Here is a 15,883-nt window from a genome sequence, read left to right as displayed (position 1 = left end):
ACTCTGCTTTATCTCTAGACTAAAACCGAAATCTGAGGAAATTCTGAGGATAAAAATCTGTTTCAAAAGTTTAGAGTTTCCTGACTGTGGTGAATCGGACAAGAGTATTAAAAGAGTATTAAATAAAAGCTATTCAATTTATTTTTGTGGTAGGCAATCAGGCGGATCAGGCGTCACCGTGTCAAACTGGGGCGTCAAAATAGGGATTCTGTGACGATCGCACTGTAGATAGGAGTATGCCCCAACCCAGGATCTGTCGCATCAATGGCGGAATAACGGGTTTGGGCAAACCTCACGCACGCGATCGCAAGAATCAAGAATACAGTATGGTTATCCCTTACTCTGCTAGCAATCCTAGTCAAAGCCAACCCGCCAACCCGGTATCATGCCCGTTTCAGGAACAAAAGGGGAATTCTGAGGCTTGTGCGTTTCTGGCAATCTTCAATGACTCCTTGGATGCTATGGTTGTTGCTGATAGCCAGGGAAAATTCCTCAGAGTCAATCGGGCGGCGGGTGAATTATTTAAATTGTCTGAGGATCAACTGCTGCATCGCACGATATTGGAAACTACTCCAATTAGTCTTCATGATTGGTGTCACTTTCTTGCCCAAAGACGAATCACTTATAACTTTTGTCTGTGGCGTGCCGATGGCACTCAACGAGACGTAGAGTTAGAAGGTACTGCCAATATGTTGCCGGATCATCATCTATTAGTGTTGCGAGATGTAACTGAATATCAGCAAGCGGAAAAGGCATTGCAGCAATCCCAGAATTTTGTTGAACAAATCAGTCAATCTATTTCCGCCATTGTTTATATCTACGACATCATTGAACAACGGAATATCTATAGTAATCGCACCATCACCGAGATTTTGGGATATTCGCCGGAAGCGGTACAAGCCATGGGAGAAACCCTGTTATCTCAACTCATGCACCCAGATGATTTAGCCAAATTATCGGCACAAATTGAACGCTTGGCGACAGCTTCCGATCGCGAAATTATCGAAACTGAATACCGAATGCGTCGGGCGAATGGGGAATGGTGCTGGCTTTATAGCCGAGATACAGTGTTTGCCAAAACTCCCGATGGCAAACCTCAACAAATTTTAGGTGTCGCTACCGATATTACCACAATAAAATTAGCCGAAGCCAAAATATTAAGCTTGAATGCTGAATTAGAACAACGGGTGAAAGAACGCACCGAAGCCTTACAGCAAGCCAATGAAGAACTCAAACGAGAAATTCGCGATCGCCAACAGGCTGAAAAAACGTTACGAGAGAGTGAAGAACAATTCCGTTCTATTTTTGAGAATGTCTCGGTGGGAATTGCCCTGCTGGATCTCGACGGGTATATTCTGACCGCAAATGAAGCCAATTGTCGGTTCTTAGGCTACTCCCCGGATGAAATCGTCGGGATGCATTTTTCTGGGTTGACTCACCCGGAAGACTTATCTCTGGATACCGACTTATTTGATTCAATCCTGTGCGGAAAACGCACAAACTACACCATTGATAAACGCTATCTGCGCCAAGATGGTGCTTGTGTTTGGGGGCGGATCACGGTATCGATGATTAAAGATGAACAGAGTTCACCCCGATATATTGCCGTGGTTTGTGAGGATATCAATGATCGCAAACAAATGGAAGAAGAATTAAGAGAAAGTCAACAGAAATACAAAACCCTGTTTAAAATCTTTCCGATGGGTATTTCCATTACTGATAAAGGGGGAAATATTATTGAAGCCAATCAAGCCAGTGAGGAAATTTTAGGACTATCCCGTCAAGAACAAACCAGTCGCACTTATGATGCTCCCAATTGGTCTATTATTCGACTCGATGGTACTCCCATGCCAGCCTCTGAATTTGCTAGTGTTCGCGCTTTAACCGAAAATAGAGTCATTGAAAATATGGAAATGGGAATCCTTAAAGCCAAGGATAAAATCACTTGGATTAGCGTCACCGCCGCCCCCATTCCTCTCGCTGATTATGGCGTTGCCATTGCCTACATTGACGTTAGCGATCGCAAGCGCATGGAAAAGGCATTACGGGAAAGCCAACAAAAATATAAAACCCTGTTTCAAATCTTACCGATTGGGATTTCAATCACCGATAAACAGGGGAATCTGATTGAAGCGAATGCGGCGAGCGAGAAAATTTTAGGCTTATCGGTTTCTGACCGAATTAATGCTAAATATGTGACGCCACAATTGAACGTGATCCGACCCGATGGCACAGTAATGCCCCGATCAGAATTTGCCAATGTCAAAGCATTAATTCAAAACCAAGTGATCAAAAACCATGAAGCTGGAATCGTTAAGCCAGATGGAAAAATTACGTGGATTAGTGCGACAGCTTCACCGATTCCGTTACGGGATTCGGGTGTCGTTGTTGCCTATTTAGATATTACCGAACGCAAGCAAGCCGAAGAAGCCCTCCAGCAAGCGAAAGAAGTGGCAGTTCGAGAAGCCAAACGCAGCGAAATTGCCAACCGTGCCAAAAGCGAATTCTTGACCAATATGAGTCATGAACTCCGCACGCCATTGAATGGTATTTTAGGGTATACTCAACTGCTCAAACAAGACACAACGTTAACCAATCCACAGCACCATAATTTGAACATTATTCACCAATGTGGTGAACACCTGCTTACGTTAATTAATGACATTCTCGACTTAGCTAAGATTGAAGCGCAAAAGATGGAACTCTATCCCACAGAGTTTCACTTGCCGAACTTTCTCCATAGTCTGGCTGATTTGTTTCAGTTACGTGCCCAACAAAAAGATATTATCTTTACCTATCAAGTGCTTTCGCCCCTTCCGAATGGGGTGATAGCGGATAACAAACGACTGCGACAGGTTCTGTGTAATTTACTTAGTAATGCGATTAAGTTTACGGATCGGGGTGAGGTAACATTTACGGTGAGTGTTGTTAATCGAACCGATGTAAAATCGGCTTGTAGAAATTCTGCCGTTGAATCAAAACTTAGTCAGAGCGGGTTTTGTACAAACCTTACCAGCAATAGTCAAAATCAAGTCCCTAAACCCACCCCGACAAACCCGGTTTACTCGCGGGTGGCGAAGGATCAACACTGTAAAACAATTCGTTTTCAAATTAAAGATACAGGTGTGGGGATTGATTTGAGTCAATTAACCAAAATCTTTTTACCCTTCCATCAAGTCAGTGATCATAGCCATGCGACTGAAGGAACGGGATTGGGATTGGCGATTAGCCAGAAATTAATTCAACTGATGGGGAGTGAAATTAAAGTTAAGAGTATTCCCGGTAAAGGGAGTACATTCTGGTTTGATATTAATTTACCCTTAGTCTCAGGATGGCACGAACCGAATCCTTCTACCAAACGCCGGATTACAGGCTTCAAAGGGGACAAACGGAAATTAATGATTGTGGATGATAATAGAGTGAATCGTACTCTATTGCGGGCGATGCTAAAGCCTTTAGGGTTTGAAATAATAGAGGCGGTTGATGGTCTAGACTGTTTGCAGAAGGTTGTCGAATCTTATCCTGATCTAATTTTAATCGACTTAGTGATGCCAGAAATGGATGGATTGGAAACCACACGCCGAATGCTAGCATTACCCCAACTTCAGGATAAAGATATCGTCGCGATCGCGCTTTCGGCAAGTGTCTACCCCCAGATTCAGCAGGAGAGTCTCGCCGCCGGGTGTCGGGGTTTTCTCGCCAAGCCTGTGGAAAGCCAGCAACTTCTCGACGCGATCGCACTCCATTTAAACCTAGAATGGATTTATTCCCTACCCCAATCTCTCTCCCCAACGAAGGCGGCTAATCTGACGCAGACGCCGATTATTTCCCTACCCGCATCAGAAATTACAGCATTAGCTGATTTAGTTAAAATGGGGGATATCCAAGGCATTATCGAACGCGCTGAATCTCTAGCCCAACAAAATTCGCAATTTGAACCCTTAACCAGCCAAATTTGTCAGTTAGCGAGAGGGTTTCGATTGAAACAACTGCGGGAACTGATTCAAGATCATCTTGTTGATGGTTAATTGTTTATGGTTCATGGTTCATTGTATTCCTTTTCCTCTAAGGCAATCCATTATTTAGCCGTCAGGGGTATTCCGGGAATTCTTGATTACATCGTTCTAGCTAAACCATTACCCTATTAATCACTATATGTCTTGGTTGGTTGCTTGTTTCATCAGTTATCATTTATTATGACCCTTCAAGTTCCGGAGAAAAGTAAACTGCTGATTGTCGATGATAACCCCACCAATTTAGGGTTTCTCTTTGAATATTTAACTCAATCTGAATTCAAAGTCTTAGTCGCCTTAGATGGAGAAAGTGCGATTGAACAAGTGCAATATGCCCAGCCGGATCTGATTTTATTAGATGTAATGATGCCGGGATTGGATGGATTTACAACCTGTAAACACCTCAAATCTGATCCATCGACTCAAGATATTCCCGTAATTTTTATGACCGCCCTGTCTGATACCGTCGATAAAGTCCAAGGCTTTAAAATTGGTGCGGTTGATTATATTACCAAACCCCTGCAACCGGAAGAAGTATTGTGTCGCGTCCAAACCCATCTTGCCTTGAGAAATCTACAAAAGCGACTCATTAACCAAAATAAAAAACTATTGGATTCACAAGATAAAGAACGGCAAAGATCCTTAGAACTTGAGCAGGCATTAAAAAAATTACAACAAACCCAACTTCAACTCATTCAATCCGAAAAAATGTCAAGTTTGGGTCGAATGGTTGCCGGAATCGCCCACGAGATTAATAATCCGTTGAATTTTATCTACAGTAATGCTTCGATTACAAAAACTTATCTAGAAGAACTCTTACACTTGCTTCATTCTTATCAACGCACCTACAATAATCCCAGCCCCGAAATTGTTGCAGAAACGGAAGCCATTGATCTGAATTTTTTACAGTTAGATTTACCCAAAATTCTTAACTCAATGCAAGTGGGGGCGGAACGAATCTGTCAGATTATTCTGTTGTTGCGGAGTTTTTCCCATTTGGATGAATCAGAATTTAAGTTAACGGATATTCATCAAGGAATTGATAATACACTGTTTTTGTTACAGCACTGTCTTAAATCTCAGTCAGACCGACCAGCTATTCGAGTGATTAAAGAGTATAGTGATCTGCCTAAAATTGCCTGTTATGGTAGTCAGCTTAACCAAGTATTTACGTCTATTATCACTAATGCCATTGAAGCCATTGATCAGGAGAAAGAGAAATGGAGAACAGGTAACAATGGGTTTGAATCGAATCCGCCAACACCAACGATTTGGATTTGTACGGAAATTAAAGACAATGCCAATGTGGTTATTAAAATTGCCGATAATGGTTCAGGGATGAATGATGAGGTCAAACGCCAAATCTTTGATCCCTTTTTTACGACAAAGCCTGTGGGGTCAGGAACAGGTTTAGGTTTGGCGATTAGTTATCAGATTATTGTCGAAAAGCATAAAGGTCAGTTACAGATAAATAGTCAACTGGGAAAAGGAACAGAATTTGTAATTGATATCCCGCTAGATTTGAATGAAGAGTAGAAATAAATTCCATTAACTTTCACCTTGTTACACCGCCTTGAAATCTGGAAAACCTCTCTCCAAACCTCTCTCCTGCAAGGAGAGAGGCTTTGAATTCTGCCCCCTTCCGTGCAATAAAAGGGAAGCATCTTTTTTTCTAAATAGCGTTAAAAGTCAGATCTATCCCTCACCTCCTCACCATAATTATGGGTATTCAACCGGACATGATATTATTAATTTGTACGGAGATTTTTTTGATAATTAGCAAAGTGTAAGTATTCAATCGAACGTTATATTACAAATGGATAACCTATGTCCTACAGCCAGTTTACCCTTGCTCAAGCCGTAGCAGACTTTAATCTCGTCTTGGTTGAGGTTCCGCAATTTCTGCCAGAAATTGCTCCGGTTACACCGTCACCCATATTAACGGAATTCCTAGAAACGAGTCTACCTTTAACCGCCACAGGGAGTGAAAAGGCACGGTCTGAGGGTATTATTTACCCAATTCTCTGGGAAGTCAAACGCCTTTTATCTTCTCAAGTTAGCTTGTTTTCAGGAGAAGAATTTGATGTCGATCCCTCGGTCGGTTTAAATGGGATCTGTGATTTTATTTTGTCTCGTTCGGTTGAGCAACTATTTATTCAAGCCCCAGTGGTTCTATTAACGGAAGCAAAGAAGGCAGATATTCGCACGGGATTAGGTCAATGTGTGGCGGAAATGGTGGCGGCGCAGCGATTTAATGCGGCGGCGGAACGTTCGATTACGACGGTGTATGGCTGTGTAACCAGTGGTACACAGTGGCGGTTTCTGAAGCTGGAGGGACAAACGGTAACAATTGCGCTAACTGATTATCCGTTACCCCCAGTTGATCAGATTCTCGGATTTCTAATTTGGATGGTTAGAGACGGTTAATTGTAGGGGCGGGTTTAGCCGTTTAATTGACGGGTGTACCCATAACTGATCAACAAAACCCGCCCTCTTTTTGTTTCTGGAGGGACAAACGGTAACGATCGCGCTAACTGATTATCCGTTACCCCCAGTTGATCAGATTCTCGGATTTCTAATTTGGATGGTTAGAGACGGTTAATTGTAGGGGCGGGTTTAGCCGTTTACTGAACGGGCGTACCCACAACTGATCAACAAAACCCGCCCTCTTTTTGTTTCGATTTGAACCAAATAACGAATGACGAATGACGAATTATGCGGGAGCATCCCGTTTTGGACAAAGCATTACCTAAAGTAACGCAATTGCAAGGGTTTCAGCCCCATTTAAAGAGCCAACGTGCCAAATTGGGATGCTCCCAATTATGCTGTCTTGAAAAAGCGGATAATTTCGCGAACGTGATCCAGGAATTGACTATCTGTAGTTAATTGGGCGATCGCTTGTTGGGCTTCCCGGGCTAAACGCCTGTGTTCCGCTTCATTCTGGGCTTCGAGTTGATCAAAAGAAGCGCGGAGTCGGGCGATATCTTTGCGGCTTTCTTCCCAGTTACGGTTTTGTATCGCTACCCAGGACTGCTGATTTTCGGGATCGAGTTGGGGTTGGATCTGTCTGATATCCTGTTCTAAATTTGAGACGCGATCGCGCAATTGGTACACATCCTCACGCGGATACTTAAACTCCCGGCGAATCATCGCTAAACGGGCGGCTAAATATTCATAGAGTCGGATGGCTGGGCGTAAGGCGGTTAACAACAATGCTGCACCCGAACTAATGTAACCCACTGCACTAATTCCCGTAGCCGCTAGCGTGTAAAGCCCAATCGCAGATAGAATATGTAAAGCTATCGCCACCCAGAGCGATCGCGTTGCCACAACTTGAGCATAATTAACCTGTTTGGCGTCAATCTCTATTCCCTTTTCCGCCGATTGCGCCGCATCTGCCAAAACCGACTTGGCTTCAAAGTGGACATTCCAGGGAACTGTCACAACCACCAACAGCCACCAAAAGCTGGCAACTCCAATCACCCAATCCAGAAAATGTCCAGCGCTGATATGCAACCATTGCAGGATGCCAAATATCAGCAGGGTTACGATTCCCAATGCGCCACTCCATCCGATAAAGTTAAATAACATATCCTGTGACCTGTAAGTGTGAAACGTTTTCCCCGATCATGGGTAAGGGTTCCAGGGACAGGGGTTCAGCTTGTGATACTTTCTTTTGTTTCACAGGGGTACACCTGATCCGGTTGATTGTTACGAGATATTAAATACACGCTAAGTACCGAGGAATCTGGGAAACTTTTATACACGAGAGTGATCACAGACTTTGTACAGAGGAAAGTTGTTGAAGAACTACACAATTAAAGGATTGAAGCGGACAAGATGAGAAAGCGTGCATTTTTTACACAAGTAGCCACCCTAGCCACAATCGCCCTATCTAGCCTAATCGCGAATAAATCAGTGGCGGCGACATTTGAGCAAATTCCGGTTGATCAAAATAAATTTATTGCCGTGGCTGCACCTTTTGGCGAGAGTTCCCATCAACTGCTGATTATTGAACAAAAAAGCAATGCGCGGCAGTGTTGGAGTGAAAGTGGCAGTAATCCGGTTACCGTAGATCCCTTATTATTGAACTTTGACTTTAGTGGGATTTGCGGACGTAGCACCGATAGTAATGGGTATTCCATCCGCATGGCGGGTGAAGATTTGGGCTTAGATTATTTACTCAGAATCGTTGAACGCAATGGTGAATTGGTACTGATAGGAACCAATAGCCGCGATCGCAGCGCCCCAGAGGTTATAGTGGGTAGAACCCAAGGATTAGCCAATGGGTTTGTCAAGATAGTCTTAGAACCCGGTTGGGACTTTGCCCGACGTTCCTATCAAGGTAGACCATTGGGTCATATTTATCTGGCAAATAGTCAACCTTTAAGCAGTATTGGTACAGGTGGCGGTTCTGGTACAGGTTCTAACCCAGGCACAGGTTCCGGTACGGGGTCTAATCCAGGTGCTAACCCAGGCACAGGTTCAGGAACTGGCAATCCAACAGTAACCTTTCCCGATGTTGCCAATGACATTTATGCCAATGAAATTCAGCAAGCCGTGGCAATGGGATTTATTGCTGGATTCAGAGAAGATAACACATTCAGACCCCAAGCGGCTTTAACTCGTGAACAATTGGTTTCGATTATTTTTGAAGCCCTGAATCAACTTCCCAACGCCAATCTAGAACTGCCTAATCAAGTTACCTTTGCCCCTTATCCTGATGTTAATCCCTCCCGATGGAGTGCGGCGAAAATTCAATGGGCGCGGGAGAATAATATCATCAGTGGTTATGCGGATGGCAAATTTCGACCCACCCAACCCGTAACTCGCGCTGAACTGATGGCAATGGAACGACGGGCGGCGGAGTTTGCCTTAACCCTTCAAGGTCAACAACCGACGCTGACAGGCAATCAGTCTGCTTTACAGTTTAGCGATATTCAGGGTCATTGGGCAGATGCGCTGATTACTCAAATGTCGGCTTATTGTCGAGTGGCGTCTCCATTGAATGAAAGGGGGAGTGCTTTTTCTCCGAATAGCCAAGCCCAACGGAATTATGCGGCGGCGGCGACGGTGCGAATGCTTAATTGTGTGAAATAATTGGTCATTGGTTATAGCAATACGCATTGAGGTTAGGACAATAAAATTGGGTAAAAAGGCAATAGGCAATAGGCAATAGGCAATAGGGGAATGTCCTAACCTATGCCCGTAGTGCGATAAATCGGATTCTCTTGCTCCCCTCTTGCTCCCCTCTCCCAAGCTTGGGAGAGGGGCTGGGGGTGAGGGCTGGCGTGGGTGAGGGCTGGCGTGGGAGTCGCTGCAAAATGAACACAATTGACCGATAAAATTTACCGGGTCGCCCTGCATCAGGTATCAGAAAAACCCAGGAAAATCGACATGAACCATTGCCTAAAATTAACCTATCAATTTTCTGGTCAAAACGCAACAATCAACACTATTTCAACGGTGATGTCACGGTAAAGGTTGTGCGGTCTGGGCGGGTTTAGTTACATCTGGGTGAGGTGAAAAACGATAATAGTGAAACCCGCCCCTACACAGACACCTTCATCAAAGGTATGGGTCAACTATCAACCATCAACACTTTCAACGGTGATGTCACGGTAAAGGTTGTGCGGTCTGGGCGGGTTTAGTTACATCTGGGTGAAGTGAAAAACGATAATAGTGAAACCCGCCCCTACACAGACACCTTCATCAAAGGTATGGGTCAACCATCAACCATCAATCATCAAAACTATGTCAAGGGTAATTTAACGGTAAAGGTTGTGCCGACATTAACTTCACTCTCTACGCTAATTTCACCGCCATGGATATCCACGCAGCGCTTGACGATGGAAAGTCCTAAGCCTGTTCCTTTAATTTTGCCAACATTGCTGGCACGATGGAAGGATTCAAACAGGTACTTTTGTGCCTCTGGAGGAATGCCAATTCCACTGTCTTTAATCTGGAACGTGATCGTTGTATCGTTCCTGAATAAATGAAACGTGACGACGCCACCTTGCGGGGAGTATTTTACCGCATTTGCTAGTAAATTAGAGAGGATAGGGCGCAATAGATTAATATCCAGACAAGTCTCGGTGAATTCACCTTGATGCGTAAAAATAATTTGGTACTTATCCCCAGCATTGGTCTGGATTTCTTCGACTAAGTTATGACAAAATTTAACTAAATCGATAGGAATAAGTTGAAGTTCAACTTTTCCGGATTCGGCTCTACCAATCAGTAAAACGTCATCTAACAACTGGATCATCTGGTTCACAGATAGTTTAATTTGCCGCAAATGCTTTTCTTTTTTGGCATCCATGGTATCTCGACAATAGCGTTCGAGCAGATCATTTGAGGAACTAATTGTGGTGAGGGGGGTGCGGAATTCATGGGAGGTGATGGCGATAAACTGAGTTTTCAGTTGGTTTAATTCTTTTTCTTTAGCTAAGGCTAACCGCAGCCGTTCTTCAGATTGATGGCGCGAGAGGGCAATCTCAATCGTGGTTTGCAGTTCGTCTTCTTGGAAGGGTTTGAGAATATAACCAAAGGGGGCGGTTATTTTAGCTCGCTTTAAGGTAGATTTATCTGCATGGGCAGTCAGATAAACGACGGGAATATTTAGACGTTGACTAATCTCCTCAGCCGCTTTAACTCCATCCAGTTTTCCGGGGAGTCGAATATCCATGAGAACTAAGTCAGGTTTAGTTTGAGTCGCCGTGGCGATCGCCTCTTCTCCCGTCGTCGCTATCCCCACAACGTCATACCCTAGTGTCCGCAGTGTGGTTTCAATATCAAAAGCCACGATTTCTTCGTCTTCTACAATCAGCAGCTTGGCATTGGAGATCATGATGATGGCTTCCTTGCTAATAGAGAGTTGGTTCGGTTAGCTCAAACTTGAACGCCCTAGACAATTTTATATCGTTATGGCTATATTCCATAGAATGCTCTTAATGAATAACAAAACATAACCAATGTATGACAAGATACCTAGCCTAGAGCAAGTCAGGCGAGTTCAATGTTGTCTGGAAGGACTAGCAACTCCTGTTAAAGATAATTATAAACAGAGTTCCCTGATTGCGATCGAGTGTTATCTCACCGTTGAGTTGCTTAGCCAACCGACACACAAGCTGTAAGCCTAGAGACGAGGTTTGCCTAAAATCCACGTCCTCTGGGAAACCAATGCCATTATCACCGATAGTCAAGCATAATTGTTCTTGGAGAACAGAGGATAGAGAGTCTGAAGTGGCGTTTGTTAAGTTGTTTTCCCCATCTTCCCCATCTCCAATGGCACTGACTTTAGAGTTTGTAGTCAGCGCTTCAGCGCTTATGGCACTAAAATACCTACTACGAACCCAGCTTAAGTCAGCGACATTCCCCCTATCTCCCTGATCCTCCCCTTCGCCTTCATTAGTTCCTCCTCTCGTTTGGAGAGTGATGCCAATCTCACCATTGCGGGAGTCGGGAAAGGCATATTTTAAGGAATTGGATACTAATTCATTAATAATTAATCCACAAGGAATAGCGGTATCAATCGACAGCGAAACGGGAGCAATTGTCAGATTAAAGGTAATTCCTTTTTGCCTTGCTCCATAGCAGCGAGAGAGAGAGTAAACCAGACTTTTGATATAAGTACCAAAGTTAATCTTAGATAAATGTTCAGACTGATACAGTTTTTCGTGAATCAGTGCCATTGCTTGCACTCGATTTTGACTTTCTTGCAAAAGGTCTAATATTTCGGGTGTTTTCATTTTTCTTGCCTGTAAACGCAGCAAGCTGGATATAATTTGCAGATTATTCTTGACCCGATGGTGAATTTCTTTGAGCAAGGTTTCTTTTTCAATTAAGGACGCTTTAATTTGAGCTTCTGCTTGCTGGCGTTGGGTAATATCGCGCCAGGTTACGGCTAACCCATCATCGAAACGAACAGCACGAATATCAAAGGCTTGTCTCAAATTTTGTGGATGGGATAAATCATCATAGAAAAGTAATTCTTTAAGCAAGGGTTGACCCGTTTCCAAAACTTGACAGTAGGCATCGAATAACTCATCTTGATAAGCCGGGGGCAAAATCGAGTAGATTCGTTGACCTCTTTGTACGGGTTGAGTAAAACAGTGATACTGATTAGTAGCATCATTGACATACTCAATGACAAAATCAATAATTTGACCCGAATCATCGCGAATAGGTTTATACAACCCAAAGCAATCTAATATATTATCCAGCGAGGTTTGGATTCGGTGTTCACTTTGGGTTAATTCATCTTGTAACTGTTGCTGGTGAGTAATATCTTCGATCATGGCAACACAAAATACAGGTTCGCCAATCAAGTCGCGCAGCACCGCAACGGTTAGATTTGCCCAGACAATCTCACCATTCTTTTTAAAATAGCGTTTCGGCATCCGGAAACTATCGATTTCCCTCTGATCAATTTGTTCCATGTAGTGTAAATCATGCCCTAGATCATCAGGATGGGTAAAATCGTCAAAGGTAAGCGACATGATTTCTGACTCCGAATATCCCAGTGTCTGATAATAAGCCGGATTGACTTGAATAAACTGATGGGTATGAAAGTTGATCAGGGACATACCAATGGGAGCATGATCAAAAATTTGCCGGAATCGTTGCTCACTTTTTTGTAAGGCAAGTTCTGTTTGTTTACGCTCGGTGATATCCTGAGCAATTCCAGCAATGCGGTACATTTCACCTTGTTCATTGTAGATGGGAAAAGCGCGATCGCGAATCCAACGCATTTCTCCATCGGGTCGTATTATTCGATATTCTTCATCATACTCGCCTAATACCTCTTTGTGGATAGCGCTGCGGATGCGATCGCGATCATCGGGGTGAATTGTATCCAACCAAGATAGGCAATCAGTATACCAAGAAGCACAGGGTTGACCCCAAATTGTTTCGTAAGCCGGACTAATATAAATATTTTTGGTTTTCTCTACATTTGTCATCCAGAAAACATCTTGAATATTCTCTGCAAACTGACGGAAGGTTTCTTCACTCTGGCGCCATGCGGCTTCAGTTTGCTTGAGATTTGTGATATCTAGAATTGTCCCAAATACACCAATTATCTGGTTGTCTGAGTTTAAAATCGGTTTCCCTTTAGCGAAAATGTGGCGAATCGAACCATTGGGACGAATCAGTCGATAGTCTAATTTATAGGGTTGTTTATGTTGGATACTATGGGCAACGGTTTGAGTAAAATATTTGCGGTCATCGGGATGAGTAATCTGGTGTACCAGTTGTGCATAAGTTGGTTCACCGTGATCCGGATCTCGACCAAAAATCCGGAATGTTTCGGCTGACCAAGTAATTTTATGAGTCGTTATATCATAATGCCAATGACCCAGATGAGCTAGTTCTTCTGCTTCAGCAAGTTTGGCTTGGCTTTGACGTAAATGTTCCTCAACTTGTTTGCGATCGGTGATATCTTCAGCAATTCCCACAGTGCGGTTAGCTTGTCCAAAGTCATCGAGAATTGGCAAAGTACGCGCCCAAATCCAACGCTGTTCACCATTGGGTTGGATAATCCGATATTCTTGCTCAAAGGGTTTGTCCCAGACATGAGTTTGCCATTCGGTAATCACGCGATCGCGATCGTCTGGATGAATCGCATCTTGCCAAGATTCTGGCTGTTGATAGAGAGAGTCACAAGAGAGTCCCCAGATTTTTTCGTAAGCTGGACTAACATAAATCATCTGATTAACAGTGCGGATAAATAAGACTTCCCGAAGGGTTTCCGCAATTTGGCGCAAATTCTGTTCACTTTCTTTGAGTTTACGGTTGACGTGCTGACAATATTGAATTTCTTGAACCAGTTTTTGACTCGTGTGACGTAAATCAAGGGTGCGCTGATTCAGGTTAGATATCAATATCTTGTTGAAGAAGTGAGATGGATTAACTTCTTTTTTTCTGCGTTCAGTAATATTCAGACTACTACTAATTAGCCGATAAATCCGCGACTCTTGATTATACAAAGGTGTGAGCGTGGTTAACCACCAACTATCCTGAGATTGACAATAAGTTTCATAGACAATCGCACGTCTCTCCTGAACGCATCGGGTATAGTTATCCACGATAGCGGTTGCTTCAGCCGCCGGAAAAATCTGTTCCGGGGATTTGTCTTTTACTTCCTCTAAACGTTTTCCCATCCATCGTTCAGATGCCAGATTTATCTCCACGAAACGAAATTCACCAGAGGGTAAAACATCAATTACCGTGATAGGATGAGCAACACTTTGATAAATACTCTCTAAGAATTGGTTTCGTTGTTGAAGTTGGGCGTAGGTTTGTGGTTCCATTTCTCGCTAAAGTGGCTAGTGCAAGAAGGCAGAAATAACTGAACAGCTAATATCTCCCCCCGCTTCCCCTGCTCCCTCTGCTCCCCCTGCTTCATCGTATCTACGAAGCTGCTCAAGTATTTTTGCCTAGCTCCACTAGGGTGTAGGGGCGGGGTTCATCTCACCCCAATATAACTAAACCCGCCCTGACTTGACCCTTAGGTAGATTGGCACGTATTGGAAAATGTGCTAAAAGGTCAACAGGATAGAGTTAGATCGGATAGATATCAATATCTGCATCCTGCGATCGCGGCTACGCCCTTAAGTCGAATGTCACTGACTTTAGAGTTTGTAGTAAGCGCTAAAGCGCTTCTGGCACGCTTCGTGCCTACTACGAACCCAGCTCCCTATTCCCTGTTCCCTATTGCCTATGTCTAATAAAACCCTCGGTTTAGATACTCCACTGTATAAATATTTATTATCGGTGTCCTTGCGAGAACCCGATATCCTACAAAAATTACGGCAAGAAACCGCCACCCATCCAGATAGCGCCATGCAAATCGCCCCGGAACAAGGGCAGTTTATGGCATTCTTGGTTCAGCTTATGGGGGCGATGAAAACCTTAGAAATTGGCGTATTTACAGGTTACAGTGTTTTAGCTGTCGCCTTAGCCTTACCCAAGGATGGCAAGATTGTCGCCTGTGATGTGAGTGAAGACTATACCGCCATTGCCCGCCGTTACTGGGATGCCGCCGGAGTCTCGGATAAAATAGATTTGCGATTAGCACCTGCTTTGGAGACTTTGGATGAATTATTGGCAGCAGGGCAAGCAGAAACGTTTGATTTTGCGTTTATCGATGCCGATAAAGTAAATTATCTGGCATACTATGAGCGATCGCTGCAATTAATTCGTCCGGGGGGTTTAATTGCTATTGATAATGTCCTTTGGGGGGGACGAGTTGCTGATTCTCAGATGCAAGATAAAAATACCGCCGCGATTCGAGCATTTAACCAAGCCATTAGTCAAGATGAACAGGTTATTTTAAGTTTAGTCCCGATTGCTGATGGATTAACCTTGGCATTGAAGAGAGAGCCAAGAACTCAAGTTCTTGGCTAAAAGCTTAAACCCGTTAAAACGGGTTCAACGTCTTACCCCGAACAAATGACTACCTATAATTTTGCCAACTGAGTTAGGAACGGTAACTAATAGTTAATGCCGCAATTGATAATCAATCCCCTAAACATGTAGTAATTATAGGTGGTGGGTTTGGTGGACTTTTATCGGCATTTGAAGCCGCAGAAAAAGAAGCTGATCCTGATCAACGTCGGGCGTGGTTAACTTGGATTTTTGTACATATCTTTTTCCTAATTGAATTTGATAATAAAATCATCGTCATGGTGCAATGGGCATGGAGTTATTTCACCCGTAATCGTGGCACTCGGTTGATTACTAATCCAGAGGAGTAATCGTCATTCGTCTTATGTATAGCACTACGCATTAAGGTTAGGACATATCAAGAAAAATTTAAATCGCTCAATCCCTTGTCAGGTAAGCGTTTATTGAATGGTAGGGGCGAC

General features: G+C 43.6%; 8 protein-coding genes. 5 read left to right on the top strand and 3 right to left on the bottom strand.

The features are described from left to right. The first annotated feature begins 236 nt into the window (after nt 1–236). The 3 genes from RH949_RS04425 to RH949_RS04415 all read left to right on the top strand — a co-directional run bounded on the left by RH949_RS04425 (nt 237) and on the right by RH949_RS04415 (nt 6,440). Nucleotides 237–4,028: a PAS domain S-box protein gene (locus tag RH949_RS04425; RefSeq protein WP_446352046.1), complete on the top strand. Its 3,792-nt coding sequence runs from the start codon at nt 237–239 to the stop codon at nt 4,026–4,028. 168 nt (nt 4,029–4,196) lie between these two features. Continuing rightward, nucleotides 4,197–5,549: a hybrid sensor histidine kinase/response regulator gene (locus tag RH949_RS04420; RefSeq protein ID WP_446352045.1), complete on the top strand. Its 1,353-nt coding sequence runs from the start codon at nt 4,197–4,199 to the stop codon at nt 5,547–5,549. Nucleotides 5,550–5,840: 291 nt separating this feature from the next. Further along, nucleotides 5,841–6,440 (top strand): hypothetical protein, encoded by a 600-nt coding sequence (locus RH949_RS04415; protein WP_446352044.1) that lies wholly within the window; start codon nt 5,841–5,843, stop codon nt 6,438–6,440. A 393-nt stretch (nt 6,441–6,833) separates the two neighbouring features. Here RH949_RS04415 and RH949_RS04410 read toward each other — a convergent pair whose 3' ends face one another. After that, the gene (locus RH949_RS04410) at nt 6,834–7,604 is read right to left on the bottom strand and encodes a hypothetical protein (protein ID WP_446352043.1); all 771 of its coding nucleotides are present in this window, start codon (nt 7,602–7,604) and stop codon (nt 6,834–6,836) included. A 249-nt stretch (nt 7,605–7,853) separates the two neighbouring features. Between RH949_RS04410 and RH949_RS04405 the strand changes: the two genes are divergently transcribed. Beyond that, a complete protein-coding gene (locus RH949_RS04405) occupies nt 7,854–9,113 on the top strand; it encodes a DUF3747 domain-containing protein (protein WP_446352042.1) in 1,260 nt (419 codons plus the stop codon). Between the two features lie 652 nt (nt 9,114–9,765). Here RH949_RS04405 and RH949_RS04400 read toward each other — a convergent pair. Both RH949_RS04400 and RH949_RS04395 read right to left on the bottom strand, forming a co-directional pair. Continuing rightward, nucleotides 9,766–10,863: a hybrid sensor histidine kinase/response regulator gene (locus RH949_RS04400; RefSeq protein WP_446352041.1), complete on the bottom strand. Its 1,098-nt coding sequence runs from the start codon at nt 10,861–10,863 to the stop codon at nt 9,766–9,768. Between the two features lie 184 nt (nt 10,864–11,047). Next, nucleotides 11,048–14,326, bottom strand: a complete 3,279-nt coding sequence (locus RH949_RS04395) for a PAS domain-containing sensor histidine kinase (protein WP_446352040.1) — start codon at nt 14,324–14,326, stop codon at nt 11,048–11,050. A 409-nt stretch (nt 14,327–14,735) separates the two neighbouring features. Between RH949_RS04395 and RH949_RS04390 the strand changes: the two genes are divergently transcribed. Beyond that, on the top strand, nt 14,736–15,422 hold the full coding sequence (locus RH949_RS04390; RefSeq protein ID WP_446352039.1) for a class I SAM-dependent methyltransferase: 687 nt from the start codon (nt 14,736–14,738) through the stop codon (nt 15,420–15,422). The last annotated feature ends 461 nt before the right edge of the window (nt 15,423–15,883 follow it).

This window comes from Coleofasciculus sp. A1-SPW-01, from assembly GCF_040217205.1.
In the GTDB taxonomy this organism is placed as follows: domain Bacteria; phylum Cyanobacteriota; class Cyanobacteriia; order Cyanobacteriales; family Coleofasciculaceae; genus Coleofasciculus; species Coleofasciculus chthonoplastes_A.
The sequence above is the reverse complement of the archived record's forward strand: the minus strand, read 5'-3'. Positions and strand labels throughout refer to the sequence as shown.

What these genes read in the sequence shown, in the direction of transcription:
- RH949_RS04420 (WP_446352045.1), top strand. Translation starts at nt 4,197, where the DNA reads ATGACCCTTCAAGTTCCGGAGAAAAGTAAACTGCTGATTGTCGATGAT.
- RH949_RS04395 (WP_446352040.1), bottom strand. Translation starts at nt 14,326, where the DNA reads ATGGAACCACAAACCTACGCCCAACTTCAACAACGAAACCAATTCTTA.
- RH949_RS04415 (WP_446352044.1), top strand. Translation starts at nt 5,841, where the DNA reads ATGTCCTACAGCCAGTTTACCCTTGCTCAAGCCGTAGCAGACTTTAAT.
- RH949_RS04425 (WP_446352046.1), top strand. Translation starts at nt 237, where the DNA reads ATGCCCCAACCCAGGATCTGTCGCATCAATGGCGGAATAACGGGTTTG.
- RH949_RS04405 (WP_446352042.1), top strand. Translation starts at nt 7,854, where the DNA reads ATGAGAAAGCGTGCATTTTTTACACAAGTAGCCACCCTAGCCACAATC.
- RH949_RS04390 (WP_446352039.1), top strand. Translation starts at nt 14,736, where the DNA reads ATGTCTAATAAAACCCTCGGTTTAGATACTCCACTGTATAAATATTTA.
- RH949_RS04400 (WP_446352041.1), bottom strand. Translation starts at nt 10,863, where the DNA reads ATGATCTCCAATGCCAAGCTGCTGATTGTAGAAGACGAAGAAATCGTG.
- RH949_RS04410 (WP_446352043.1), bottom strand. Translation starts at nt 7,604, where the DNA reads ATGTTATTTAACTTTATCGGATGGAGTGGCGCATTGGGAATCGTAACC.